General features: G+C 74.7%; 26 protein-coding genes and 1 pseudogene. 16 read left to right on the top strand and 11 right to left on the bottom strand.

Annotation, left to right across the window (positions count from 1 at the left end; genetic code table 11):
- The first annotated feature begins 14 nt into the window (after positions 1–14).
- The 3 genes from ACGFZN_RS00645 (at position 15) to ACGFZN_RS00635 (ending at position 2,046) form a co-directional block, all read left to right on the top strand.
- Positions 15–839, top strand: a complete 825-nt coding sequence (locus ACGFZN_RS00645; protein ID WP_393856258.1) for an alpha/beta fold hydrolase — start codon at positions 15–17, stop codon at positions 837–839.
- 91 nt (positions 840–930) lie between these two features.
- A complete protein-coding gene (locus ACGFZN_RS00640) occupies positions 931–1,290 on the top strand; it encodes a tetratricopeptide repeat protein (protein WP_393856257.1) in 360 nt (119 codons plus the stop codon).
- Positions 1,291–1,401: 111 nt separating this feature from the next.
- Positions 1,402–2,046 (top strand): peptide deformylase, encoded by a 645-nt coding sequence (locus ACGFZN_RS00635; RefSeq protein ID WP_393856256.1) that lies wholly within the window; start codon positions 1,402–1,404, stop codon positions 2,044–2,046.
- An 83-nt stretch (positions 2,047–2,129) separates the two neighbouring features.
- On the opposite strand, the gene ACGFZN_RS00630 is transcribed toward ACGFZN_RS00635, so the two are convergent.
- Positions 2,130–3,560, bottom strand: a complete 1,431-nt coding sequence (locus ACGFZN_RS00630; protein WP_393856255.1) for a dihydrolipoyl dehydrogenase family protein — start codon at positions 3,558–3,560, stop codon at positions 2,130–2,132.
- Between the two features lie 140 nt (positions 3,561–3,700).
- On the opposite strand from ACGFZN_RS00630, the gene trxA reads away from it, so the two are divergent.
- On the top strand, positions 3,701–4,087 hold the full coding sequence (gene trxA / locus ACGFZN_RS00625; protein WP_393856254.1) for a thioredoxin: 387 nt from the start codon (positions 3,701–3,703) through the stop codon (positions 4,085–4,087).
- 13 nt (positions 4,088–4,100) lie between these two features.
- On the opposite strand, the gene ACGFZN_RS00620 is transcribed toward trxA, so the two are convergent.
- The 3 genes from ACGFZN_RS00620 to ACGFZN_RS00610 all read right to left on the bottom strand — a co-directional run bounded on the left by ACGFZN_RS00620 (position 4,101) and on the right by ACGFZN_RS00610 (position 7,485).
- Entirely contained in the window at positions 4,101–5,537 is a 1,437-nt protein-coding gene (locus ACGFZN_RS00620; RefSeq protein WP_393856253.1) for an aldehyde dehydrogenase family protein, read from the bottom strand.
- Between the two features lie 149 nt (positions 5,538–5,686).
- On the bottom strand, positions 5,687–6,688 hold the full coding sequence (locus ACGFZN_RS00615; RefSeq protein WP_393856252.1) for a LacI family DNA-binding transcriptional regulator: 1,002 nt from the start codon (positions 6,686–6,688) through the stop codon (positions 5,687–5,689).
- Positions 6,689–6,804: 116 nt separating this feature from the next.
- Entirely contained in the window at positions 6,805–7,485 is a 681-nt protein-coding gene (locus ACGFZN_RS00610) for a TetR/AcrR family transcriptional regulator (RefSeq protein ID WP_393856251.1), read from the bottom strand.
- A 102-nt stretch (positions 7,486–7,587) separates the two neighbouring features.
- Here ACGFZN_RS00610 and ACGFZN_RS00605 point away from each other — a divergent pair, with 102 nt between their 5' ends.
- On the top strand, positions 7,588–8,151 hold the full coding sequence (locus tag ACGFZN_RS00605; protein ID WP_393856250.1) for an NAD(P)H-dependent oxidoreductase: 564 nt from the start codon (positions 7,588–7,590) through the stop codon (positions 8,149–8,151).
- Positions 8,152–8,207: 56 nt separating this feature from the next.
- Here ACGFZN_RS00605 and ACGFZN_RS00600 read toward each other — a convergent pair whose 3' ends face one another.
- Positions 8,208–9,203, bottom strand: a complete 996-nt coding sequence (locus ACGFZN_RS00600; RefSeq protein ID WP_393856249.1) for a metalloregulator ArsR/SmtB family transcription factor — start codon at positions 9,201–9,203, stop codon at positions 8,208–8,210.
- A gap of 56 nt (positions 9,204–9,259) precedes the next feature.
- Between ACGFZN_RS00600 and ACGFZN_RS00595 the strand changes: the two are divergent.
- A pseudogene (locus ACGFZN_RS00595) lies at positions 9,260–10,369 on the top strand (MFS transporter); the annotation flags it as partial.
- A gap of 108 nt (positions 10,370–10,477) precedes the next feature.
- On the opposite strand, the gene ACGFZN_RS00590 reads toward ACGFZN_RS00595, so the two are convergent.
- On the bottom strand, positions 10,478–10,936 hold the full coding sequence (locus ACGFZN_RS00590; RefSeq protein WP_393856654.1) for an Lrp/AsnC family transcriptional regulator: 459 nt from the start codon (positions 10,934–10,936) through the stop codon (positions 10,478–10,480).
- Positions 10,937–11,051: 115 nt separating this feature from the next.
- On the opposite strand from ACGFZN_RS00590, the gene ACGFZN_RS00585 reads away from it, so the two are divergent.
- Together ACGFZN_RS00585 and ACGFZN_RS00580 are read left to right on the top strand one after the other, a co-directional pair.
- Complete coding sequence (locus ACGFZN_RS00585) at positions 11,052–12,137, top strand: Glu/Leu/Phe/Val dehydrogenase dimerization domain-containing protein (RefSeq protein ID WP_393856248.1); 1,086 nt, start codon at positions 11,052–11,054, stop codon at positions 12,135–12,137.
- Positions 12,138–12,172: 35 nt separating this feature from the next.
- The gene (locus ACGFZN_RS00580) at positions 12,173–13,594 is read left to right on the top strand and encodes an amidase (protein WP_393856247.1); all 1,422 of its coding nucleotides are present in this window, start codon (positions 12,173–12,175) and stop codon (positions 13,592–13,594) included.
- Positions 13,595–13,645: 51 nt separating this feature from the next.
- On the opposite strand, the gene ACGFZN_RS00575 is transcribed toward ACGFZN_RS00580, so the two are convergent.
- Both ACGFZN_RS00575 and ACGFZN_RS00570 read right to left on the bottom strand, forming a co-directional pair.
- A complete protein-coding gene (locus ACGFZN_RS00575) occupies positions 13,646–14,074 on the bottom strand; it encodes a hypothetical protein (RefSeq protein ID WP_393856246.1) in 429 nt (142 codons plus the stop codon).
- Positions 14,075–14,166: 92 nt separating this feature from the next.
- Entirely contained in the window at positions 14,167–14,835 is a 669-nt protein-coding gene (locus tag ACGFZN_RS00570) for a helix-turn-helix transcriptional regulator (protein WP_393856245.1), read from the bottom strand.
- 131 nt (positions 14,836–14,966) lie between these two features.
- On the opposite strand from ACGFZN_RS00570, the gene ACGFZN_RS00565 reads away from it, so the two are divergent.
- A complete protein-coding gene (locus ACGFZN_RS00565) occupies positions 14,967–15,377 on the top strand; it encodes a cupin domain-containing protein (protein WP_393856244.1) in 411 nt (136 codons plus the stop codon).
- Between the two features lie 115 nt (positions 15,378–15,492).
- Positions 15,493–15,939: a type II toxin-antitoxin system PemK/MazF family toxin gene (locus tag ACGFZN_RS00560; RefSeq protein ID WP_393856243.1), complete on the top strand. Its 447-nt coding sequence runs from the start codon at positions 15,493–15,495 to the stop codon at positions 15,937–15,939.
- On the opposite strand, the gene ACGFZN_RS00555 is transcribed toward ACGFZN_RS00560, so the two are convergent.
- Complete coding sequence (locus ACGFZN_RS00555; protein ID WP_393856242.1) at positions 15,924–16,805, bottom strand: TIGR02452 family protein; 882 nt, start codon at positions 16,803–16,805, stop codon at positions 15,924–15,926. The two genes, ACGFZN_RS00560 and ACGFZN_RS00555, sit on opposite strands and share 16 nt — an antisense overlap.
- A gap of 277 nt (positions 16,806–17,082) precedes the next feature.
- On the opposite strand from ACGFZN_RS00555, the gene egtA reads away from it, so the two are divergent.
- Genes egtA through egtD form a run of 4 tightly spaced genes read left to right on the top strand, consistent with a single transcriptional unit; the run spans position 17,083 to position 21,522 of the window.
- Complete coding sequence (egtA, locus tag ACGFZN_RS00550; RefSeq protein ID WP_393856241.1) at positions 17,083–18,417, top strand: ergothioneine biosynthesis glutamate--cysteine ligase EgtA; 1,335 nt, start codon at positions 17,083–17,085, stop codon at positions 18,415–18,417.
- Complete coding sequence (gene egtB / locus ACGFZN_RS00545) at positions 18,414–19,751, top strand: ergothioneine biosynthesis protein EgtB (protein WP_393856240.1); 1,338 nt, start codon at positions 18,414–18,416, stop codon at positions 19,749–19,751. The genes egtA and egtB overlap by 4 nt, the downstream gene beginning before the upstream one ends.
- Positions 19,751–20,566 carry an ergothioneine biosynthesis protein EgtC gene (gene egtC / locus ACGFZN_RS00540; RefSeq protein ID WP_393856239.1) on the top strand — a complete coding sequence of 272 codons (816 nt, stop codon included), beginning with the start codon at positions 19,751–19,753 and terminating at the stop codon, positions 20,564–20,566. Before egtB ends, egtC begins: the two co-directional genes overlap by 1 nt.
- The gene (gene egtD / locus ACGFZN_RS00535; protein WP_393856238.1) at positions 20,563–21,522 is read left to right on the top strand and encodes an L-histidine N(alpha)-methyltransferase; all 960 of its coding nucleotides are present in this window, start codon (positions 20,563–20,565) and stop codon (positions 21,520–21,522) included. Before egtC ends, egtD begins: the two co-directional genes overlap by 4 nt.
- 13 nt (positions 21,523–21,535) lie before the next feature.
- Here egtD and ACGFZN_RS00530 read toward each other — a convergent pair whose 3' ends face one another.
- Positions 21,536–22,789 carry an extracellular solute-binding protein gene (locus ACGFZN_RS00530; protein ID WP_393856237.1) on the bottom strand — a complete coding sequence of 418 codons (1,254 nt, stop codon included), beginning with the start codon at positions 22,787–22,789 and terminating at the stop codon, positions 21,536–21,538.
- A 198-nt stretch (positions 22,790–22,987) separates the two neighbouring features.
- Here ACGFZN_RS00530 and ACGFZN_RS00525 point away from each other — a divergent pair, with 198 nt between their 5' ends.
- Positions 22,988–23,203 (top strand): dodecin, encoded by a 216-nt coding sequence (locus ACGFZN_RS00525; RefSeq protein WP_393856236.1) that lies wholly within the window; start codon positions 22,988–22,990, stop codon positions 23,201–23,203.
- A gap of 9 nt (positions 23,204–23,212) precedes the next feature.
- On the opposite strand, the gene ACGFZN_RS00520 is transcribed toward ACGFZN_RS00525, so the two are convergent.
- A complete protein-coding gene (locus tag ACGFZN_RS00520; RefSeq protein ID WP_393856235.1) occupies positions 23,213–23,704 on the bottom strand; it encodes a hypothetical protein in 492 nt (163 codons plus the stop codon).
- A gap of 70 nt (positions 23,705–23,774) precedes the next feature.
- Here ACGFZN_RS00520 and ACGFZN_RS00515 point away from each other — a divergent pair, with 70 nt between their 5' ends.
- A complete protein-coding gene (locus ACGFZN_RS00515) occupies positions 23,775–24,779 on the top strand; it encodes an LLM class flavin-dependent oxidoreductase (RefSeq protein WP_393856234.1) in 1,005 nt (334 codons plus the stop codon).
- The last annotated feature ends 27 nt before the right edge of the window (positions 24,780–24,806 follow it).

Raw genomic sequence — 24,806 nt, 5'->3', positions numbered from 1 at the left:
ATCATGGAGCCAGTGTGTCCAAGTCCAAGACCGTGACCCTGCGGGGCGCCACCCTCCACTACGACGATCTCGGACCGTCGGGCGGGCTGCCGGTCCTCCTGATCCACGGGCACCCCTTCGACCGCACCCTGTGGGCGCCCCAGGCCGTGGCGCTGGCCGGGGCCGGGTACCGGGCCATCACCCCCGACCTGCGCGGGTACGGCCGCAGCAGCGTCACCCCCGGCAAGGTGCTCCTCGCCGACTTCGCCGACGATCTCGCCGCGCTCCTCGACCATCTGGGCATCGAGCGGGCGGTGGTCGGCGGCGTCTCGATGGGCGGCCAGATCAGCATGGAGTTCCAGCGCCGGCACCCGCGGCGGGTGCGCGCCCTCGTCCTGTCGGACACCTCCGCCCCCGCCGAGACCGCGGAGGGCAAGGAGTTCCGCAACCGGCTCGCCGACCGGCTCCTCGCCGAGGGGATGGACGGCTACGCGGACGAGGTGATCGACAGGATGCTGGCCGCGTACAACGTCGCCGCGATGCCTGATGTCGCCGCGCGGGTGCTGGGCATGATGCGCGCCACCGACCCGCGCGGGGCGGCGGCGGCCCTGCGGGGGCGGGCCGAGCGCCCCGACTACCGGGACACGCTGGCCGCCGTCACCGCGCCGGTTCTGATCGTCGTCGGGGCGGACGACGTCTTCACGCCGGTCGCGGACGCCGAGGCGATCCACCGTCTCGTCCCCCACGCCGCCCTGACCGTGGTCGAGAAGGCGGGACACCTGCCGGGCGCCGAGCAGCCCGAGTCCTTCAACACGGTCCTGCTGGACTTCCTCGCCGCGCAGGTGACCGCCGGCGGCTGAGCACCGGCCGGGCGTGACGGCGGCGCCCCGACATCAGTTGGTGGAATATTCAACGAATGCGTTCCGTTGTGGCCGCCGAAGGAGGTCACGAGTGGAGACGCAACGGGAGACCGCGTACTACGACCACGGCACGCCGGCGGAGCGCTGGGAGCGGGCGCAGCAGTTCTTCGACGCCAAGGACTACGCGGGGGCGGCGCGGGTGCTGACCGGGCTGGTGGAGGAGGTGCCGGAGCAGACCGGACCCCGGCTGCTGCTGGCCCGCGCCTACTATCACTCGGCCCAACTGCGCCGGGCGGAGGCGGAGTTGCGGGTCATCGTCGAGCGTGACCCGGTGGAGCACTACGCGCGGCTGATGCTGGGCCGCACGCTCCAGAGGCAGGCCCGGCACGAGGAGGCGGAGCCGCATCTGCGCATCGCCTCGGCGCTCGCGGGCGACTTCCCGGAGCGGTGAGCGCAGGCGCGGGACGGGCCGCGGGTCCGGCCGCGCCTTTCCGGCCGGGCCCGCTCGCGCGGATGCGGTGGCCGTGCCGGGGACGGCGTTCCCGCATGGCATGCTGAGGCGATGGCAGCTCCCCGTGATCACGCACCGCTCGCCGAACGGGTCGAGGAACTCCTCGCCGCCGGCGGGCCCTTGCCCATCGTCGCCGCCGGGCAGCCGGTGCTGCGGCGCCGGGCCGAGCCGTACGACGGTCAGCTCGGCCCCGCCCTGCTCGCCCGCTTCGTCGAGGCGCTGCGCGTCACCATGCACGCGGCGCCCGGCGTGGGCCTCGCCGCGCCGCAGGTCGGCGTCGGGCTGAGGATCGCGGTGATCGAGGATCCGGCGCCGGTGCCCGAGGAGGTCGCGGCGGCCCGGGGCCGGGTCCCGCAGCCGTTCCGGGTCCTGGTCAACCCGGTGTACGAGCCGGCCGGCACCGCGCGTGCCGCGTTCTTCGAGGGGTGTCTGAGCGTGCCGGGCTGGCAGGCGGTGGTGGCCCGGCACGCCGAGGTCCGCCTGCGCGGCGAGGACGAGCACGGCCGCGCGCTGGACGAGGTGTTCAGCGGGTGGCCCGCGCGGATCGTCCAGCACGAGACGGACCACCTGGACGGCACGCTCTACCTGGACCGGGCCGAACTGCGTTCCCTGTCCACGAACGAGGCGGTCGCCGCCCTGTGGAACCGGCCGGCACCGGACGCGGCGGCCGAGGCGCTCGGCTTCTCACTGCCCTAGCCGCTCCGCCGCCCGCCCCGGCTCTCGTGAGTGAACCGCACCGGGAGGCCGGAGCCCCCGTCGGACGCGCCCCGGCCTCGCCGTCAGTTGTCGCGGTACGCCTCCAGCAGCCGCAGCCACACCTCGCTCAAGGTCGGATACGACGGGACCGCGTGCCACAGCCGGCTGACGGGGACGCGGCCGACGACCGCGACGGTGGCCGAGTGGATGAGTTCGCCGACGCCGGGGCCGACGAACGTGACGCCGCGCAGGATCTCGTCCTCCAGGTCGACCACCATGCGGGCGCGGCCCTTGTAGCCGTCGCCGTACAGTCCGGCGCCCGCGACGGCGGAGAACTCGACGTCGACGGCGCGGACCCGGTGGCCGGCCTGCTCGGCCTCGGCGAGGGACAGGCCGACTGCGGCTGCCTCGGGGTCGGTGAAGACCACCTGCGGTACGGCGTGATGGTCGGCGGTGGCCATGTGCGCGCCCCACGGCTCGTCCGGCACCGGGTCGCCGGCCGCTCGGGCGGCGATGGCGGTGCCGGCGACACGGGCCTGGTACTTGCCCTGATGGGTGAGCAGGGCCCGGTGGTTGACGTCGCCGACCGCGTACAGCCAGTCGGTGCCGGTGACCCGGAGGGTGTCGTCGACGTCCAGCCAGGAGCCGGGTTCCAGGCCGACGGTGTCGAGGCCGATGTCGTCGGTGTGCGGGACGCGGCCGGTGGCGAAGAGGATCTCGTCGGCCTCCAGCCGGTCGCCCGCGGAGGTGACGGCGACGACCGTGCCGTTCTCGCGGGTGACGGACTCCACGGAGGTGCCGGTGCGGATGTCGGCGCCCGCCTCGGTGAGGGCCGCGGCGACCAGTTCCCCGGCGAACGGCTCCATGCGGTTCAGCAGCCCCTTGCCGCGCACGAGCAGGGTCACCCGGGAGCCGAGGGCCTGCCAGGCGGTGGCCATCTCGGTGGCGACGACACCTCCGCCGACGACGATGAGCCGGTCCGGGGCGGCCTTGGCGCTGGTCGCCTCCCGGCTGGTCCACGGCTCGACCTCCGCGAGGCCGGGCAGGTCGGGCAACTGGGCGCGGGTGCCGGTGGCGACGGCGACGGCGTGCCGCGCGGTGAGGGTGGTCACGGTGCCGTCGGGCGCGGTCACGGTGACCGTACGGGGACCGGCGAGCCGGCCGTGGCCGCGGTACAGCTCGGCCCCGATGCCGTTCACCCAGGAGACCTGGCCGTCGTCCTTCCAGTGGGAGGTGTACTCGTCCCGGCGGGCGAGCACGGCCGGGGTGTCGAGCGGGCCCTGGACCGAGGGGGCGAGACCGGGCAGGCGGCGGGCGTCCGCCTGGGCGATCACCGGCCGCAGCAGCGCCTTGCTGGGCATGCACGCCCAGTAGGAGCACTCGCCGCCGACCAGTTCGCTCTCCACGATCGCGGTGGTGAGACCGGCCGCGCGGGTGCGGTCGGCGACGTTCTCCCCCACGGGTCCGGCCCCGAGCACCACGACGTCGTACGCGATGGATTCCGTTTCCGTCATGGGGTCAGTCTGGTGGGTGGTGTGCGCGACGGCCACATGGGTACGTGCGCCCGACGACAGACGTGCGCGTGTGGAATAGGCGGCCCGGCGGCCGTGTTTCCGCCGTCGGCACACCCCACACCAGGAAGAGGGACCCGGCCATGAGCACCAGCACCGTGGAGCTGACCAAGGACAACTTCGACCAGACGGTCACCGACAACGACTTCGTGCTGATCGACTTCTGGGCCGAGTGGTGCGGGCCGTGCCGCCAGTTCGCACCCGTGTACGAGAAGGCCGCCGAGGACAACCCGGACCTCGTCTTCGGCAAGGTGGACACCGAGGCCCAGCCCGAGCTGGCGCAGGCCTTCGGCATCCAGTCGATCCCGACGCTGATGATCGTCCGCGACAAGGTCGCCGTCTACGCCCAGCCGGGCGCGCTGCCCGAGGCCGCGCTGACGGACCTCATCGGACAGGCCCGGAACCTGGACATGGACGAGGTCCGCAAGAGCATCGCGAACCAGCAGGGGCAGGGGGGCGCGGCCCAGTAGCCCCCGCTCGGCCCTAGAACGGGTACGGCGCCACGTCGCCGCGCACCGTGGTCCAGCGCAGCTCGGTGAAGGCGTCCAGGTTGGCGTCGCCGCCGAAGCGGGCGCCGGTGCCGGACGCGGCGACGCCGCCGAACGGGGCGACCGCCTCGTCGTTCACGGTCTGGTCGTTGACGTGGACGATGCCGGTCGGGATCCGTTCGGCGAGGTCCAGGGCGCGCGCGGTGTCCCGGCTGACGATGCCCAGGGAGAGGCCGTAGGGGCTGTCCGCGGCGAGCGCCGCCGCCTCGTCGGCGGTGGTGAAGGAGCGGACCGGTGCGACCGGGCCGAAGACCTCCTCGGTGTAGGCGGGGGTGTGCTCGCCGGTGCCGGCGAGCACGGTCGGCCGGTAGAAGAGCCGTTCGTGGGTGCCGCCGGCGGCGAGTTTCGCGCCCCGGGCGGTGCTCTCCCGGACCAGGCCGTCGATCTTGGCGAGCTGTCCGGCGTCGATGACCGGGCCGAGGTGGACCTGCTCGCGGTGCGGGTCGCCGACGGCCAGCGAGTCCGCCTTGGCGGCGAGCCGTTCGACGTACTCGTCGTACAGCGAGGCATGGACGAGGTGGCGGCCGGTCGTCATGCAGATCTGGCCCTGGTGGAAGAAGGACCCCCAGGCCGCCGTGGAGATCACGGCGTCGAGGTCGGCGTCCTCCAGCACGATCAGGGCCGAGTTCCCGCCGAGTTCGAGGTGGGCGCGCTTGAGGTGGCGGCCGGCCGCCTCGCCGACGGCGCGGCCGGCCGCGGTGGACCCGGTGAAGGAGATGACGGGCACCAGCGGGTCCTCGACCAGCGCGGCGCCCGTATCGGCGCCGCCGGGCAGCACGTGCAGCAGGTCCTCGGGCAGTCCGGCCGCCGCGAACACGGCGGCCAGGGCGAGGCCGCCGCAGACGGCGGTGCGCGGATCGGGCTTGAGGACGACGGCGTTGCCGAGCGCGAGGGCCGGCGCGACGGACCGGATGGACAGGATCAGCGGCGCGTTGAACGGGGAGATCACGCCCACCACCCCGACCGGCACCCGGCGGGTGTACGACAGCCGGGGCGCCTCGCTGGGCAGCACCTGGCCGGCGGGGCGGGAGGCCAGGGCGGCGGCCTCGTAGCACTCCTGGGCGGCCACGTGCAGTTCGAAGTCCGCCTTGCCCGGGACGGAACCGGACTCGCGCACGAGCCACTCGCGCAGCTCATCGGCGTGCTCGCGGAACAGGTCCCCCGCCCGGCGCAGCACCTGCGCGCGCTGGAAGTGCGGGGTGCGGGCCCAGCCGGCCTGGGCGGCGCGGGCGGCTCGCGCGGCGCCGGCGACGTCGTCGGGAGCGGCGAGAGCGACGGTGCCGAGCGCCTCCCCGGTGGCGGGCTCGGTGACGGTGTGGGCGGGTCCGGTCAGGCTGCGGGCCTGCCAGGCCTTCGGGTCGAGCAGCGGCATACGGCTCTCCGATCGGTCGCCGGGCGGTACGGAACGGCTCCCCCGACCCTATTTGGTTGAGCGCGAAACCAACAGCGGTGCCGAGACCGCTTCCACCGGAGGTGTACCCCGCTCACGCCGGGCACCCTCCCCCGGCGTGCACCCGGCTGTCAGGTGGACTCGCGGGGCACCACCGAGGCGCCCAGGACCGGGTGCGCCTCCGGTTCGGCGCCGGGGTCACGGACCGCCCGGTCGACCAGTTCGGCGAGGTCGCGGCCCGAGGGCAGGTCGATGTGCACCGTGCTCAGGCGGGGCCGCAGCAGCCGGCCCAGCATCAGGTCGTCGGCGCCGATAACGGCCACGTCCTCGGGGATGCGCAGGCCCTCGTCCTGCAGGGCGCGCATCAGCAGCATCGCGTACTCGTCGTTGTAGGCGAACACCGCGTCCAGGCCCGACTCCCGCCACCGCCCGGCGAGTTGCGCCGCGGACTCCTCCGTGTAGGCGAGCGGCAGCTCCGTCACGGCGGCGTCCGTGCCGTGCAGCGCCCGGCGCGCACCGGCGAGCCGGGGGCGCGAGTAGGCCTCCAGGCCCGGCTCCTCGGGCACCACGACACCGATGCGGCGCCGGCCGCGCGCGTACAGGTGGGCGCCAGCGCACTGGCCGACGGCGTCGTGGTCCATGAGCAGGGCGTGCGCGCCGTCGACCCGGGCGGGACCGAGGGTGACCACCGCCCGGGCGCCGGAGCGCTTGAGGACGCCGACGCCCTGCGGCCCGAGGTCCGCGCCGGGCACCAGAACGGCGACGGGGCGCAACTCCGCCCAGGCGCGGGCGGCTTCGTCGCCCCGCAGGCCGACGCTGCCGTACTGCACGACGGTGTAGTCGAGCCGGCCGAGCGCCCACTGCAGTTCGTTGAGGAAGGCGCTGTAGAGCGGGCCTGCCGGGATCCCCGGGGCGGGCATGAGGACCATGCGGCTGTGCCCGGCGCGCAGGCTGCGGGCGGCGGCGTGCGGGACGTACCCCAGTTCCCGCGCGGCCTCGCGCACGCGCCGGCGCGTCGGTTCGCTGATCCGTACGGCGCTGGTGTTGTTCAGGACGTAGGACACGGTCGCACGCGAGACGCCCGCCAGGCGGGCCACATCGGCGCTCGTGGGCGGGTTCGGTATCTGCACCATGACAGACCGCATCTTGGCAGAGCCGCGGGGGGCGGGCCGCGGCGGGGCGAGGTGGTTCACCGTTCGACCACCCGGCGCCCGGCGCAGTCGCCGTCGGCGTCGCCGGCCGGCGGTGGTCAGCGGGGCGGGTCGGTGCGGGTCACGCGGGCGACCAGGTCGGTCCAGCCTGCCTCCAGCCGCCGCATGGGCATGCCGCACTGCCTGGTCTGGTGGTGGATCAGCGCCGGGTCGAGGGAGTTCAGCAGGGTCTGGGCGAGCAGTTCGCAGTCGGCGTCGGGCACGATCTGCCGCAGCAGCATCGTGACGTGCGTCCGCAGCGCGGTGACCGCGGGGTGGGAGAACCGGCGGGTCGGTTCCGTCTGCGCGGCCAGCTGCAGATCGAGCCGCTCGACCGAGCGGTACAGGACCGCGACGCCGAACGCCCTGAGCCGGTCCAGCGGTGGCGCCCCGGGCCCCAGCGGCGGCGGCCCGGACAGGAAGTCGGCCTGCAACTGGCGGTCGGAGTGGTCCAGCAGGGCCATCAGCAGTCCGGTGCGGTCGCCGAACCGGCGGAACACCGTGCCCTTGCCCACCTGGGCCGCCGCCGCCACCGCCTCCATGGTGACCCCGGCCACGCCGTGCTCGGCGATGAGCCGGGCGGCGGCCTCCAGCAGCCGGGCCCGGTTGCGCGCCGCGTCGGCCCGCAGGCACGGCTCCTCGGGCCCCTTGCCCACCTCGAGCAGCCGAGGGGCGTCGAGTGACTCCTGAGGTGGCGGAAAGGGGGGCAGGGCGCTGGACATGAAGCCAGCGTAAAGCATCCGGAACAAAACTGGACCGCGGTCCGGTTAGAGTGATACAAACTTAACCGGACCCCGGTCCGGATCGTATACGGCGATGTTTCCGCACCCTTGGAGCCCCCCATGTCTGTTCGCATCCTCGCGCTCGTCGGCAGCCTCCGCGCCGGCTCCCACAACCGTCAGCTCGCCGAGGCGGCCGTCAAGCTCGCTCCCGAGGGCGCCGACGTCGTGCTGTTCGAGGGCCTGGCCGACATCCCCTTCTACAACGAGGACATCGACGTCGAGGGCAGCGTCCCGGCCGCCGCCGCCAAGCTGCGCGAGGCCGCCCAGGCCGCCGACGCCTTCCTGCTGTTCTCCCCCGAGTACAACGGCACCATCCCGGCCGTCCTGAAGAACGCCATCGACTGGCTGTCCCGTCCGTACGGCGCCGGGGCCTTCGGCGGCAAGCCCGTCGCCGTGATCGGCACCGCGTTCGGCCAGTACGGCGGCGTGTGGGCGCAGGACGAGGCCCGCAAGGCCGTCGGCATCGCCGGCGGCAAGGTGATCGAGGACATCAAGCTGTCCATCCCGGGCTCGGTGACCCGCTTCGCCGAGACCCACCCGGCCGACGACGCCGAGGTCGCCGCCCAGCTGACCGAGGTCGTCGCGCGTCTGCACGGCAACGTGGGCGAGGCCGCGGCCGCCTGAGCCGCACCCGCCGGGGAAGGGGCCGGATCCGTCCGGCCCCTTTCGCGTGCCCGGCGTCAAGGGCCGGCGGCCGGTCCGCCCGACACCAGCGTCTCGGCCAGCGCGCTGCGCCGGTACAGCACCCTGCGGCCGTCCCGGGCGCGGGTCACCAGCCCCGTGCCGTACAGCACCCGCAGGTGCTGGGAGACGGCGCTCGGGGTCACGCCCAGCCGACGGGCCAGTTCCACCGTGGGCAGGGGCTCGGCGAGCAGCCGCAGCAGGGTGGTCCGGGGCGCGCCGAGCAGGGCGGTGAGCGCGGAGGCATCGGGGGCGGGTTCCGGTTCCCACAGGGTCGCGGTGCCCCGCCCCGGATAGGCGAGCATGGGCGGCGCGTCGGCGCTGACCGGGGGCGCCGGCTTGTGCGCGAACACCGAGGGGACCAGCCGCAGTCCCCGCCCGGCGCCGTCGACCGCGTGCCGGCCGATCATCTTGTCGATGGTCAGGACGCCGTCCTTCCAGCCGAGGTTGGGGTGCATCCCGGCGAACAGCGACCGCGCGCCGCCGGTGGCCAGCTGTCCGGCGCGGTGGGTGATGTCCGCCTCCAGCACGAGCCGGATCCGCGGCCAGTACGGCAGCAAGGCCGTGCGCCAGTAGCGGTGCAGCAACGAGCAGAGCACGTCGAGGAGTTCGAGCACGGGGCCGTCGCCGGGCCCGCCGGCCTGCCGCAGTGCCGTGGGGAGCGGGCGCGGGGCGTGCGCGGCGCGCAGGTCGAGCCGTACGGTCAGAGGGGGCGTGGCCCGTACGACGGCCAGCTCCTCCTGAAGCGTCGCCGTGAACGCGGTGGGCCGGGGCGTCAGGAAGTCGGGCAGGGCGAGCGTGGGGCCGACCAGCGCGGACAGCAGGGGCAGGTCGGCCGGGTCGAGGGCGGCGAGCACCGTACGGCGCCAGCCGCGATGCAGGGGGTGCAGGGCCGGGGCGCGCAGGACGCGCAGGCTCTCCATCAGCTGGCTCAGCGGGGAGATCGCGAACCGGGTGTCGGCGAGGTCGTCGGCCCCGAGCCGGAAGCTGATCATTCAGCCCCCGCCTACATCGTTCGCCAACCGCCCGCGCGGGGCGTGGACTTCGGCACATGACGGATCGGCACACGGATCACCACACCGGGCAGCGTACTCCGCGGCTCGTCGCCCTGCTGGCCCTGGCCTGTGGGGTCGGGGTCGGCAATGTGTACTTCCCGCAGGCCGTGGCCCCGCTCGTGGCCACGGGCCTCGGCGTCTCCGCCGGCGCGGCGGCCGCGGTGGTGACGGCGACCCAGTTCGGCTACGCGGCAGGGATCTTCCTGCTCGTCCCGCTCGGCGACCGGCTGCCGCCGCGCCGCCTGCTGGTCACCCTGCTCACCGTGGCCGGCGCCGCCCTCGGCGCCGCTGCCGCCGCGCCCGCGCTGCCGCCGCTGCTGGCGGCGAGCGTGCTGGCCGGAGCGTGCACGGTCGTCGCCCCGCTGGCCGGCCCGCTGGCGGCCGGGCTGGTCCCGGCCGGGCGGCGCGGCGCGGTCGGCGGCACGCTGCTCAGCGGGGCCCTCGCGGGCATGCTGCTGTCCCGCACGGCCGGCGGCGCCCTCGGTGACCGGCTGGGCTGGCGGGCGCCGTACGCGCTGGCGGCCCTGCTCACCGCCGGGGTGGCGCTGCTCCTGGCGCGGGCGCTGCCGGCGAGCGCTCCGCCGTCCCGGCAGCGCTACCCGCGCCTGGTGTCCGAGCCCGTCCGCCTGCTGTGCGCCGAACCGGCCCTGCGTCGCTCCTCGTGGTACCAGGCGACGGTGTTCGCCGGGTTCTCCGCCGTGTGGACCGGGGTGGCGCTGCTGCTGACGGGCCCGGTGTACGGGTTCGGCGCGGACGCGGTGGGGCTGCTGGCGCTGGTCAACGCGGTGACCATGCTCGTCACCCCGGTCGCGGGCCGGCTGGTGGACCGGTACGGCGCCGACGCGGTGAACCTGGTCTGCTTCCTGACGGTCCTCGCCGCCGCGGCCGTGCTCCTCCCCGGCGCGCTGGGCCGCACGCCCGGCCTGCTGGCGCTGATGGCGGGCACGCTGCTGCTGGACGTCGGCATGCAGTCCGGCATGGTCGCCAACCAGGTGCGCGTCTACGCCCTCGCCGCCGACGCCCGCAGCCGCCTGAACACCGCCTACATGACCTGCGCCTACCTGGGCGGCACCCTCGGCTCCTGGCTCGGCGCCCGCGCGTACGCGTGGTGCGGCTGGGCGGGGGTGTGCGCCGTGGTCGCGCTGCTGACCGGGCTGGGGCTGGTGCGCCACCCGCGCGCGCGGGCCGGCGGGCGGACGGCGGGGCGCCGCGGGTCAGGACGGCAGGGGCGCGGGGGCGGTGTTGCTGACCTGCTGGAAGATCATGGAGGTGCGGAAGCCGGTGATCTCGGGCCGCTTGCTGAGGCGGTCGACGAGGAAGGCGTGCAGCCGGTCGAGGTCCTGCACGGCGACATGGAGCAGGAAGTCGTCGCCACCGGAGAGCACGAAGACGTGCAGGACCTCGGGCAGCGAGCCGGCGAAGGCCTTGAAGGCGTCGATCACCGTGCGGTTGAGCGGGCGCACCTGGACCGACACCAGCGCCTGGACGCCCCGGTTCAGCGCGGCGGGGTCGATGTCGGCGTGGTAGCCGCGGATCACCCCGCGCCGGGTGAGGGCGCGGACCCGCTCCAGACACGTGGAGGGCGCCACCCCGAGCTTCCGGGCGAGTTCCCGGTTGGACTGCCGCGCATCTGACTGCAGGAGCCGCACGATCGCCGAATCAAGTTCGTCCACGGGCGCCGACGATACCCGCTTTCCGGCCGTTCGTTCGGCACGCCCCCCGAAGACGCTTCATCTGCGCGAGGGTTGGCGGCGCATCCCGTACGGACGAAGGAAAGGGGTCGAGCCCGTGCTCGATCACGAACAGGTGGTCATCCGCGTCGGTCGCCGGTCCGGTCTACCGGTGATCGTGGCCGTTCACTCCACCGCTCTCGGCCCGGCGGCCGGTGGACTGCGGCTGTGGCACTACCCGGACTGGCGCGACGCGCTCACCGACGCGCTGCGCCTGGCGGCGGGCATGACCCGGAAGATGGCCGTCGCCGGGCTGCCCAGCGGCGGCGGGAAGACGGTGGTCGCACTGCCCGAGGGGACGCGGCTCGGCTTGGACCGGCGGCACGCCGTGCTCCGGGACGTCGCCGACGTCATCGCCTCGCTGGACGGTGCGTACGCCACCGGCCCGGACGTGGGGACCGGCCCCGCCGACATGGCGGTCATCGGCGAGACGACCCCGCACGTGTTCTGCCGGCCGGCGGAGCTGGGCGGCAGCGGCGACTCGTCCCCGCACACCGCGCTCGGCGCGCTCGCCGCAGTGCGGGCGGTGGGCCGGCACCTGTACGGCACGCCCGCCCTGGGCGGCCGGCGGCTCGCCGTGATCGGGCTCGGCCGGGTCGGCGAGCACCTCGCCCGGCTGCTGGCGGCCGAGGGAGCCGAACTGACGGTCACCGACACGGACCCCGGCAGGCGCGCGACGGCCGACGCGCTCGGCGCGGCGTGGCGCGGGCCGGAGGAGATCCTCGCCGAGGAGGTCGACATCGTGGTGCCGGCGGCGCTCGGCTCGCTGCTCACCGAGGAGTCGGTGCCGCGCCTGCGCTGCCGGGCGGTGGCCGGACCGGCCAACGACCAGCTGGCCACCGCCGCCATCGCCGAGCTGATGCAGCGTCAGAACATCGTCTGGGTACCGGACTTCGTCGTCGGAGCGGGCGGGGTCGTCCACGCCGTCAGCGCCGAACTGCACCGTGCCGGGCCCGAGGAGGCCCGCGCCCGCGTCCTCGCCGTCGAACGGACCGTCGGGGACCTGCTCGCCGCGGCGGAACGCGACGGCGTGACCCCCGCGGCGGCGGCCGAGGAGACGGCCCGGCGCCGCCTGGACGCCGCCGGCCACGGCATCCGCCCGAAACCCGTACACGCGCCCCAACCCGAGGTTACCGTTCGGTAGGACAGTTGTTCCCGCAGCTCCCGGAGGCCGCGCCCATGACGTACGACCGTTCCGCCGGTCTCGTGGAGACCCGCCGTGCGCTCGCCGCCGGGGAGGTGACCTCCCGTGCGCTGGTGGAACGGGCGCTGGCCCGGATCCAGGCGACGCAACCGACGCTGAACGCCTTCCGGGTCGTACGGGCCGAGGCCGCGCTCGCCGAGGCGGACGCCGCCGACCGGGAGCTGGCCGCCGGCACGCGGCGCCCGCTGCTCGGGGTGCCGGTCGCGGTGAAGGACGACATGGACCTGGCCGGGGAACCGACCGCGTTCGGCTGCGCGGGCGTCTTCCCCGCGGCCGCCGAGGACGCGGAGGCGGTACGGCGGCTGCGCGCGGCCGGCGCCGTGATCGTCGGCAAGACGAACACCTGTGAGCTGGGGCAGTGGCCGTTCACCGAGGGACCGGCGTTCGGGGACACCCGCAATCCCTGGCACACCGGGCACACGCCCGGCGGTTCGTCCGGGGGCTCCGCGGCGGCCGTCGCGGCCGGACTCGTGCCCGCGGCGCTCGGCTCCGACGGCGCCGGATCGGTGCGCATCCCGGCCGCGTGGACCGGTCTGGTCGGCATCAAGCCGCAGCGCGGCCGGATCTCCACCTGGCCGCGCGGCGAGTCCTTCCAGGGCATCACGGTCAACGGCACCCTCGCCCGGACGGTCGCCGACGCGGCACTGCTGCTGGACGCGGCGAGCGGCAACCACGCACGCGATCCGCACCGGCCGCCCGCGCTGACGGTGGCGGACGCGGTCGGCCGCGATCCGGGCCGGCTGCGGATCGCCCTGTCCCTGAAGCCGCCGTTCACCGCCGTGCGGACCAGGCCGCACCCTCAGATCCGCGCCCGGGTCACCGAACTGGCCGAGCAGCTGGCGCGGTTGGGGCACGACGTCGAGGAGGCCGATCCGCCCTATGGGCAGATCGGGCTGACGTTCGTGCCGCGGGCCACCGCGGGGATCGCCGAGTGGGTCCGGGACGTTCCCGACCCGGCGCTGCTCGACCGGCGCACCCGGGACGCGGCCCGGCTCGGCCGGCTGCTCGGCGGGGCCCCGCTGCGGGCGGCCCGGCGCGCGGAGACGGTGCTGCAACGGCGGTTCGACGGCTTCTTCGCCTCGTACGACGTGATCCTCGCGCCCACGACGGCCGCTCCCCCGCCCCGGATCGGCGCCCTGTACCGGCTGCGCGGGCCGGCCACGGACCGGGCGATGATCGCCGCCTGCCCGTACGCCTGGCCGTGGAACGTGCTGGGCTGGCCGGGCGTGAACGTGCCGGCCGGGTTCGCCGGCGACGGTCTGCCCGTGGGCGCCCAGCTCCTCGGACCCGCCCACAGCGAACCGCTGCTGGTGTCCGTCGCCGCCCAGCTGGAGTCGGAGCTGCGCTGGCACGAGCGGTGGCCGCCGGAGCCTGCGCGCCCGACGCGGGCCGCCTGACCGGCCGGCGCCGGGTGCGCGGCGCCGCCGGAGCGGGTGCGGGCCGCGCCGTCAGACCGTGAGCAGGGCGATGCCCAGGGCGATCAGACCCGCGACCTTGAGCAGTTCCAGCCCCACGTACCAGAAGTGGCTGCGGGAGCGGGGCAGTTCCTCTCCGGCGAGGACCCGGTCGGAGCGGCGGTTGAGGTACGGCCGGACCACGGCCAGCTGACCGAGGAGCAGCACCGCGACGAGCGCGGTCAGCGCGGTGACGCCGGCCGGCGCGCCGCCCACGGCGACGGCGACGATCACCACGACGGCCAGCACCGCCTCCACGGCGTTCAGCGCACGGAAGACCAGCCGGCCTATGCCCAGGCCGATCGGCACGGTCACACCCGGGGCACGGAACTTCAGCGGGGCCTCCAGGAAGGAGATCGCCAGCACCATGCCGAGCCAGACGAAGGTGACCGCGCTCGCGGTGGCGGCGGACGTGACGTTCATCTGCGGGGGCCTTTCTCCGCCGGGGGCCGGCGGTGGAGCGGTTCGAGCCGAGGGGGGGTGGAGTCGGTGCGCGGGCGCGCGGAGTTCGTCGGTCAGGCGGCGTCCGCCTCGGCCAGGTGGGCCACGCAGGAGTCCGGTTCGGCGAAGGGTTCCAGGCCGGTCGCCGTCAGCGGGGCGTCCAGCCGGGCCAACGCTCCCTGCATCAGGCCCAGATGGAGCGGACACACCAGCTTCCCGTGCTCCTCGGCGAGTTCGAGGAAGGGACAGTGCCGCAGCCGGATCCGCCGGGGCGGCCCGCCGGGCCCGTCCGCTCCCTCGGCCTGCGGGGCGAAGCCCAGTTCGTCGAGCAGGGCGACGAGCGCGGCCATCGACCGGCCGGCCGTCCGCTCCCCGGAGGGCGGCGGCTGCACCAGCAGCCCGCCCCAGGTCCGGCCGGTCTGTCTCGCCTCCTCGCGGGCCGCCGCGGGGTCGGCGGACGCCCACCGGCTGAGCAGCATGCGGGCGAGGAGCCGGTAGTCCCGCAGGCCGCCGCGGTCCATCCCGGGACGCACGAAGTAGACGGCTCGGGGCCGGCCGGGTCCCGGCGACGGCTCGGCCCGGCGCTCGACCAGGCCCTCGGCGACCAGCGCGTCGAGATGGAACCGCACCGTGTTCGGGTGGACGCCCATTCGCTCGGCCGTCTCCGCGACGCCGAGCGGCGAGGGTGCGGCGCGCAGCACGTCCAGCACCGCTCGCCGGCGCGGGTTCTCCCGCCTGGTCACCTTCGAAGACCCCTCTCCGACCCGGCCGTATTTTTCACGAATGCTACATGTATTAATTGTAGGGTGGGCCGCGGGGGCCAGCAGTGGGTACGTGTCCGCGAGGAGACGGAAAGAGCCGAGGGGAACACCAGATGACGTCGCGGTCCGCGAGGAAGACCGAGCCGGCCGGCGGCACAGCCGACGCCCGCGTGCTGTGCGACGCCCGGGCGCTGGCCGAGTCTCCGCCGCTGCCCGGCGGAGTGCTGTGGAAGCTGACCGAGAGCGGACGGCAGCTCGACGCCAACGTGGTCCGGCTCGCCCCGGGCGACCGGATCACCGCGCACACCGAACCCCAGATGGACGTGCTCGTCCTGGTGGTCTCCGGGGACGGCGTCCTGGGCACGGGCCCCGCGGGTGAGTCCCAGCCGCTCGCCGAGGGGGCTCTGGCCTGGCTGCCGCACGGCGCGTCGCGCAGCATCAGCGCGGGCGCCGCGGGCCTGACCTATGTGACCGTCCACCGGCGCCGCCCGGGCCTGCAGATCGGCACCCGCCCCGGCGCCTGACGGACCGCGCCGGTACGCACGTGCCCCGGCGGCCGCACCGGCACGCCGGCCCAGGACCAACCCGCCCCCGGCAGGCGGCCCTTGCCCGTCACGCGTCGCCCGTTAGGGTGCCCCCGTGACCACGTTTACCGATGAGAACGTTTCCGGCCGGTACGGCCCCCACGCGACCACCGAGGCCGACCCGCGCCGGGCCGGCCGGGTGCGCACCGAGTACTCCCCGGCCCACGACGGCGACCCGGACCCCGGCGAGATCGTGTGGACCTGGGTGCCGTTCGAGGAGAACGACGGCCGGGGCAAGGACCGCCCCGTCCTGGTCGTCGCCCGGGAGGCGGCCGGCACGTTCCTCGCCGTGCAGCTGTCCAGCAAGCGGCACGACGGCGACCGGGAGTGGGTGGCCATCGGCAGCGGGCCCTGGGACCGGTCGGGCCGGGACTCCTGGGTGGACGTGGACCGCGTCCTGCGGCTGCACGAGGACGGCATGCGCCGGGAGGCGTGCGCGCTGGACCGGATGCGGTTCAACCTCGTCCGGCAGCGGCTGCACGAGCGCTACGGCTGGACCTGACCGGCCCGCGGCGCACCCGCCGTGAGGCCGCGAGGCTCCGGGAACGCCCGCGCGAACGCCGCCCGCACCACCGCTCCCGGTGTCCGGTCCAGCACCCCGAACACCACGTGCTCGAAGGTCCCGGCGAACCGGCCGCCGGGGCCGAGCAGCGCCCGGAACGCGCCCGCGACCTGCGCCGGGTCGTTCTGGAACACCCCGCAGCCCCAGGCGCCGAGCACCAGCCGGCCGTAGCCGTGGGCGGCGGCCGTCTCCAGCACCCGCTCGGCCCGCGCCGCGAGCGCGCCGGGCAGGTCGGCGACGCGCTCGGGCGCGGTGCGCCGTACGACGCCCGCGTTCGGGGCGGCGGCGGTGAGGAAGCCCGCGCGGTACGGCTCGGCCAGCAGCCGGCCGCGGTCGTCGCGGAAGACCGGGACGGCCGGTGAGTGGATCACCCGGTCTGTGTAGAACGGGTCGCGGTGGGTGCGGTGGTGGTCGTAGTAGGCGGGGGCCGTCAGCAGGCAGGTGTACAGCGCCGAGGCGCGGCACAGGGACTCCTCCTGAGCCTGGGCGCCGTTGAGGTAGCCGCCGCCGGCATTGCGGGCCGAGGCGAAGTTCAGCACGGCGACCGGCGCTCCGGACAGCCGGCGGGCGGCCTCCAGGCTGCTCTCCCCGGTGACCTCGAGGACGGTCCCGGCGTCGGACGCGGCGGTGCCGGATCCACCCGTTTGCCGTAGCGGCACCGGTTCCGGGCCGACCATGCGGGTGCCGGTCCGTGCGGCCTCGATCCAGGCGGCCAGGGACACCTCGCGGCCGTCCGGCCCGCGATAGCCGCCCGCCGCCACGATCCGTTCCGTCTCGGCCGCCACGGAGCGCAGGCGCGCGCTCATGGCGCCACCCCCGTGGGCGCCATGAGCGCGGCCCGCGCGATCTCCCCCGTCGTGCTCATGCACGCATCCTGAGTGATGCTGGTGATGCGGTGCAACGGAGTTTCCCGGCCCGGAACGGTCCGGAGAACGCGCACGGAAACGGAGATGACCGAACCGGAACGTCCGGAGGGGCACCCTTGTGCCGAGCGGCTCGAGGGTCTTGGGTGGAACGCGTGCCTGCCCGGCCCCATGTCCGATCCGGGCCGGTGACATGGTGGAATCTCAGGAGGATCCCGACATGTCCGATTCACAGAGTGACGGTGGCGACTGTACGCCCCACCGGACCGCCGTCACCGAGGCCGAGGTGGAGGCCCTGGTCAGAGGCATCTGCTTCAAGACAGGACCGCCGCGCACGCTCGGTGTCGAACTGGAGTGGCTGGTCCACGAGCTGCGGATGCCGCAGCTCCCCGTGACACCCGAACGACTCGCAGCGGTCTACGCGGCGCTGCGGGCGGTGCCCCTGCGCTCGCCGCTCACCGTGGAACCCGGTGGCCAGCTGGAGCTCAGCTCGCCGCCCGCCGCCTCCCTGATGGAGTGCGTCGCCACCGTCTCCGCCGACCTGGACGCCGTACGCGCCGTCCTCGCGGAGCACGGGCTCGGTCTGGTCGGCATCGGCCACGACCCCTGGCACACCCCGCGCAGGTTCCTGCGCGAGCCCCGCTACGACGCCATGGAGACCTGTCTGGACCGCACCGGTCCCGCGGGCCGGCACATGATGTGCGCCTCGGCGTCCGTGCAGGTGTGCGTGGACGCCGGCCACGAGGAGCCGGGCCCGCTCGGGCACCGGCGCCGCTGGTGGCTGGCCCATCAGCTGGGGGCGGTGCTGGTGGCCGCGTTCGCCAACTCCCCGCTGCTGGGCCACGAGCCCACGGGCTGGATGTCCACCCGCCAGCTGATGTGGATGGAGATCGGTGCCGGGCGCGCGGGCGCTCCCCCGCTGGACGGCGACCCGCGGGCCGCCTGGGCGCGTCACGTGCTGGACTCGCCGGTGATGTGCGTACGGCAGGACAGCGGGCCGTGGGAGGTGCCCGAGGGGCTCACCTTCCGGGAGTGGACCCGGTCCCGCTCGCCCCGGCCGCCCACCCGGGCGGACCTGGAGTACCACCTGACCACCCTGTTCCCACCGGTCCGGCCGCGCGGCCATCTGGAGCTGCGGATGATCGACGCGCAGCCCGGCGAGGACGGCTGGATCGTGCCGCTCGCGGTGACGGCGGCGCTGTTCGACGACCCGGCGGCCGCGGAGACGGCGTACCGGAGCGTGAAGCGCCTGGCGGAGCGGGCCCTGAACCTGCCCGCCCCGCACAACCCGCTGTGGAGCGACGCGGCCCGGCTCGGGCCGGCCGACCCGGAGCTGCGTGAGGCGGCCGCCGTGTGCTTCGCGGCGGCGCTGGACGCCCTGCCCCGGCTCGGCGCCACCGCCGAGGTGATCGGCGCGGTGGCCGGGTACCGGGACCGCTATGTCGCGCGGGGCCGCTGCCCGGCCGACGATCTGCTCGACGGGACGGCCGGCCGGAGGACACCCGCGCACCGGCCCGGCCGTACCGCCCACGGGAGGAAGGACATCCGCACATGACCGGCCCCGACACCGACACCGCGACGACCGAGACGGACGGCGAGACGCTGCGCGAACGGGTGCTGGCCTCCTTGACCGCCGCCCGCGACCGCACCACGCTGCTGACCACCTGCGTCGAGGAACCCGATCTGACCGCCCAGCACTCGCCGCTGATGTCCCCGCTGGTGTGGGACCTCGCGCACATCGGCAACCAGGAGGAGCTGTGGCTGCTGCGGACGGTCGGCGGCCGTGACCCCATGCGGCCCGAGATCGACAGCCTGTACGACGCGTTCGAGCACCCGCGCGCCGAGCGGCCCTCGCTGCCGCTGCTGCCGCCCGGCGAGGCCCGGCACTACGCCGCCGAGGTGCGCGGCCGGGTCATGGACCTGCTGGCGGGCGCGGACTTCCACGGCACCCGGCTGACCGAGGCCGGATTCGCGTTCGGGATGATCGCCCAGCACGAACAGCAGCACGACGAGACCATGCTGATCACCCATCAGCTCCGCAAGGGGCCGCAGGCCCTGACCGCGCCGGACCCGGATCCCGCCCCGCTGTTCACCGGTCCCGCCGAAATCCTCGTGCCCGGGGGCCCGTTCACCATGGGAACCGCCACCGAGCCGTGGGCGCTGGACAACGAACGCCCGGCGCACGCCCGGGAGGTGGCCCCGTTCTGGATCGACACCACTCCGGTGACGAACGCGGCGTACCAGGCGTTCATCGAGGACGGCGGCTACGACACCGAGCGCTGGTGGACGCCGGAGGGCTGGGCGCACGTCAAGCAGCACGGGATCAGCGCGCCGCTGTTCTGGCGGCGGGACGGCGACCGCTGGCTGCGGCGCCGCTTCGGGATCACCGAAGCGGTCCCGCCCGACGAGCCGGTGCTGCACGTGTGCTGGTACGAGGCCGACGCCTACGCCCGCTGGGCCGGGCGCCGGCTGCCCACCGAGGCGGAGTGGGAGAAGGCCGCCCGGCACGACCCGGCCACCGGCCGCTCCATGCGCTACCCGTGGGGCGACGCCGACCCGGCGCCGGAGCACGCCAACCTTGGCCAGCGGCACCTCAGGCCCGCGCCCGCCGGCAGCTACCCCGCGGGCCAGTCCCCGCTCGGCGTGCGGCAGTTGATCGGGGACGTGTGGGAGTGGACGGCGAGCGACTTCCTGCCGTACCCCGGTTTCCGGGCGTTCCCGTACAAGGAGTACTCCGAGGTGTTCTTCGGACCCGAGTACAAGGTGCTGCGCGGCGGTTCGTTCGCCGTGGACCCGGTGGCCTGCCGGGGCACGTTCCGCAACTGGGACTACCCGGTCCGGCGGCAGATCTTCTCCGGGTTCCGCACCGCCCGCTCGGAGGCCGTCTGATGTGCCGTCATCTGGCCTATCTGGGGCCTGCGGTGCCGCTCGGCCGGATCCTGGCCGAGCCCGAGCACAGTCTGCTGCGCCAGTCGTGGGCGCCCAGGCGGCAGCGGTACGGCACCGTCAACGCCGACGGGTTCGGGGTCGGCTGGTACGCCGCTGACGACCCGGTGCCGGCCCGCTATCGGCGGGCGGGGCCGATCTGGGCCGACCTGTCCTTCGCCGACCTGGCCCGGGTGGTGCGCTCCGGCGCCGTGCTGGCCGCCGTGCGGGACGCGACGCTCGCGGGCGCGGACGCCGAGGCCGCCGCGGCGCCCTTCGCCTCGGGCCGGTGGCTGTTCAGCCACAACGGCGCCCTGGCGGGCTGGCCCGACTCGGTCGCCCCGCTCGTGCCCCTGCTGCCACCGGTCGACCTGCTATCGCTGCAGGCGCGTACCGACTCGGCGTTCGTCTGGGCGCTGGTGCTGCACCGGCTGCGCTGCGGCGACGCACCCGGGGAAGCCCTCGGCGAAACGGTCCGCCAACTGGCCGGGGCCGCCCCGGCCTCGCGGCTCAACCTGCTGCTGACGGACGGCGCGACGATCGCCGCCACCGCCTGGGGCGACACCCTCTGGTATCGCACGGAGCCCGGCCTGAGCACGGTCGTCGCCTCCGAGCCCCACGACGACGACCCGCTCTGGCAGGAGGTCCCCGACCGCACCGTGCTCACCGCGAGCCGCGCCGGCGTGCTGCTCGCACCGCTTCAGGACCCGGCGTCCTCCCCCACTGCCGACTCCGCCCGAGCGGGCGCACCCCCAGCATCGAAGGAGCCCTGTACGTGAGCCCCTTGCACGTCACCCGCACACTCCCCGAGGACGCGACGGACGCCGCGCTGCGCGCCGACGTCCTGGCCGGCCTCACCGTCCAGCCCAAGTGGCTGCCGCCCAAGTGGTTCTACGACGCCCGCGGCAGCGAACTGTTCGAGCAGATCACCGAACTGCCCGAGTACTACCCCACCCGCGCCGAACGCGAGATCCTCGCCGGACGGTCCGGCGAGATCGCCGCGGCGAGCGGCGCCCGCACGCTGATCGAACTCGGCTCCGGCTCCTCGGAGAAGACCCGCTTCCTGCTCGACGCGCTCGCCCCCGAGGCCTATGTCCCGGTCGACGTCAGCGAGAGCGCGCTGGTCCAGGCCGGGCAGGCGCTCGTCGAGGACCGACCGGACCTCGACGTGCACGCGCTGATCGCCGACTTCACCGCCCCGCTCACCCTGCCCGCCACGCCGGGCCCCCGGCTGCTGGCCTTCCTCGGCGGCACGATCGGCAACCTGCTGCCCGGCGAACGCGCCCGCTTCCTCGCCTCCGTGCGCTCGCTGCTCGCGCCCGGCGACGGCCTGCTGCTGGGCACGGACCTGGTCAAGGACGAGCGGGTGCTGGTGAGGGCGTACGACGACGCGGCGGGGGTGACGGCCGCGTTCAACAAGAACGTGCTGGCCGTGGTCGACCGGGAGCTGGGCGCCGACTTCGATCCGGACGCCTTCGACCATGTGGCCCTCTGGGACGCCGAGCGCGAGTGGATCGAGATGCGGCTGCGCTCGCGCACCGCGCAGACCGTGAAGGTGCCCGCGCTGGACCTGGCCGTGGACTTCGCCGCCGGCGAGGAGCTGCGCACCGAGGTGTCGGCGAAGTTCCGCAGGGAGGGCGTCTCCGCGGAGCTGGCCGCCGCCGGACTGGAGCTGACCCACTGGTGGACGGACGCGCAGGGGCGCTTCGCGCTGTCGCTGAGCGTGGTGCGCTGATCCGGACGCCGGCTCAGACGTCCGGCGCGAGTTCCCGGGTGATCTGCGCCGAGGCCCGGCGGGCCTCGGTCGCGGGGTCCGCGCCGGTCAGCACCCGGGTCATGTACTCCTTGATCGGGTTGTCGGCCTCGACGTCCGCCCACTGAGGGGTGCTGGGGGTCGCCCGGCCGTGGGCCGCGCCCGCGGCCATGGCGGCGACCCCCTCCGCACCGGCGACCGCGCCCGCCAGCGTCGTCTTGTTGGGCACGCAGTTCATGGTGCGGGCGAGTTCGGTGTCCCACTTGGCGCCGACGAGGGCTCCGACGACGGCGGTCGCGGCGAACTGGTCCTTGGTGGCGGCCGGGACGACGAGGTCGGAGCCGCCGGTGAACACGGTGCCGGGCCGTGCGGCGGTCTTGCCCGGCACCGGGAAGAAGCCGAGCCTGCCCTTCAGGTCCGGGTTCTGCCGCACGATCGTCTGGGCGAGCCCGGGCACGGCGATGATCTGGGCCACCTTGCCGGCCGCGAACACCCCGGCCTGGGGCGGGTGTTCCTCGTCGGCGCCGACCGGACCCCGGCCCAGCGCCTGCAGCCGCCGGTAGAAGTCCATGCCGCGCAGCGCGGCCGGGCTGTCGAGGGCGCCCCGCCACCGGTAGTCCTCGCGCCGCGCGAGGTCGCCGCCCTCGTCCCAGATGAACCCCGAGAGCGTGTACCAGTCCTGGCCGGCGAGGTAGATGCCCTGGTCGCCGCCCGAGTTCAGCTTCTCGGTGTCGGCGAGCCACTCCGCGCGGGTCCGCGGCGGGCGGGTGATGCCGGCCCGCTCGAACAGGTCCTTCCGGTAGATGACGACGCGGTTGGCCGCGTACCAGGGGATGCCGTACTGCCCGTCGGTGTCCCTGCCGGGGTCGGCGAGGGCGGGCAGCCACTGGTCCTTGCCCCAGTCGCGCATCGACTCCAGGGTGAGGTCGGCGAGTCTGCCGCCGTCGGCGTACAGCGGCACCTGGGTGTTGCCGACCTCGATGACGTCGGGCACGCGGCCGGAGTGGCCCTTGAGCACCGCCTGGACCTTGTCGACGATGCCGGTCCACTGCTGGATGCGGATGTCCAGGCGCAGGTCCTTGTGGGTGCGTTCGAAGTCGGCCGTGAAGCGCCTGAGGAAGTCCGCGGAGGCGCTGTCCTTCATGAGCCACACGGTCACGGTCTTGCGCTCGTGCCCGCCGGGGAGCACTCCGCAGGCGCTCAGGAGGGAACAGGCGACACACACCAGGGCGATCAGACGAGGTCTCACGAGGGGTCCGTCCTTGTTCTGTCTGGCAGGCGAGTGCGGACAGGCGTGGGGGGCCCGGCGTGGGGGACGAGCGGCGTCGCTCGTACGGGTGTGCTGGATTTTGGTATGGACCAATGCGAGGGGTCAAGGGGGACACCGTGCGCGCGGAGCGGGGATGGGGCACGGTGGAGTACGGCGTGACATGAGAGGAGCACCCTCATGACGAACCACACCTACCGGGTCACCGAGATCGTCGGCACGTCGCACGAGGGCATCGACCAGGCCATCCGCAACGGCATCGCGCGCGCCGACCAGACCCTGCGCAACCTCGACTGGTTCGTGGTGACGGAGGTCCGCGGGCAGATCGAGAACGGGCGGATCGAGCACTACCAGGTGGGGCTGAAGGTGGGCTTCCGCATCGAGGACCAGACCTGACCCGTGCCGTCAGGTGCGGCCCTCCCGCTCCTGGGCGTCCTGAAGCGCCTCGGACCTGGCCGCCCAGCGGGCCCGTACGACGGTGAACCCGGCGCGCTCGGCGTCGTCGCAGACCAGTTCGTCGTCGTCCACCAGGACACGGATCTCGCGGGTCTGGGCGAGCCGGCGCAGGATCTCCAGCTTCGTGAACCGGGCGGGCCTGCGGTCGGCGTCGCCGCGCATGTGCACCCGGCCCTCGGGCAGCCCGTGGGCCGCGAGCCAGTCCAGCGTGTCGCGCCGGCACCGTTCGGGGCGGCCGGTGAGATACACCACCTCGCACTCCCGGGCACTGTCCAGGGCCAGCGCGACGCCCTCGGCGAGGGGCGGGTCGGCGGGCGCCGCCGCGAAGAAGGCGGCCCAGTTCTTCGGCCTCGTCTCCAGGAAGTGCTGGCGGTGGGCGGTGTCGGCCAGGGTGTTGTCGAGGTCGAACACGGCGAGCGGACGCCGGGTGCTGTCGGTCACGGGCCCACCCTAACCAGGCACGGGACGCGCACCCGGGGAATCCCCGGCAAGCGGGGGCGTTGAACCGTGTGTGAGCAGCACACCGATCACCCGGACCCGGTTCTCCGTCCTCGACCGCTCCCGCACCCGGCAGGGGCGTCCGCCCGGCGAGGCGCTGCGGGACACCGTCGCGCTGGCGCGGCAGGCGGAGGCGCTCGGCTACCACCGGTTCTGGGTCTCCGAGCACCACGGGGTGCCCGGCGTCGCCGGCTCCGCGCCGACCGTGCTGGCCGCTGCCGTCGCCTCGGCCACCCGCACGATCCGGGTCGGCACCGGCGGGGTCATGCTGCCCAACCACCAACCACTCGTCGTCGCCGAGCAGTTCGGCGTCCTGGAGTCGCTGTTCCCCGGCCGGATCGACATGGGGCTCGGGCGGTCCGTCGGCTTCACCGACGGAGTGCGCAAGGCCCTCGGCCGGGACAAGGAGGCCGCCGGGGACTTCGCGTCGCAGCTGGGCGAGCTGCTGGCCTGGTTCGAGGGCGGCTCGCCGGCCGGGGTGCACGCCCGCCCCTCCGAAGGCCTGCGGGTGCCGCCGTTCGTGCTGGCCATGGGCGAGGGCGCGGCGATCGCGGCGCGCGCCGGGCTGCCGATGGTGATCGGCGACCTGCGCGCCCGCGAGCGGATGCTGCGCGGCATCGAGCAGTACCGCTCGCTGTTCCGCCCCTCCCCGTGGGCGGCCGAGCCGTACGTCGTGATCTCGGGCACGGTCTCGGTCGCCGGCACCGAGGAGGAGGCGCGGCGGCTGCTGGTCCCGGAGGCCTGGTCGATGGCGTACTCCCGTACCCACGGCGCCTTCCCGCCGCTCGCGCCCGCCGAGTCGGTCGAGGCCCGGGCGATGACCGCGAAGGAACGCGACCTCTACGCCTCGCACCTCTCCGGGCACATCGCGGGCACCGGCGAGCAGGTGGCGCACGAGCTGGAGACGGTGCTGAAGGAGACCGGCGCCGACGAGGTCCTCGTCACCACCAGCTCCTACGACCGGACGGCCCTGCTGGACTCCTTCCGGAGGCTCGCCGCGCTGTTCGCGCCCCGCTGAAGCGGCCCCGAGATGCGCATACGGCCG

It is taken from the genome of Streptomyces sp. NPDC048192, from assembly GCF_043202415.1.
GTDB lineage: Bacteria > Actinomycetota > Actinomycetes > Streptomycetales > Streptomycetaceae > Streptomyces.
This window is presented reverse-complemented; position numbering and strand designations above follow the sequence as displayed.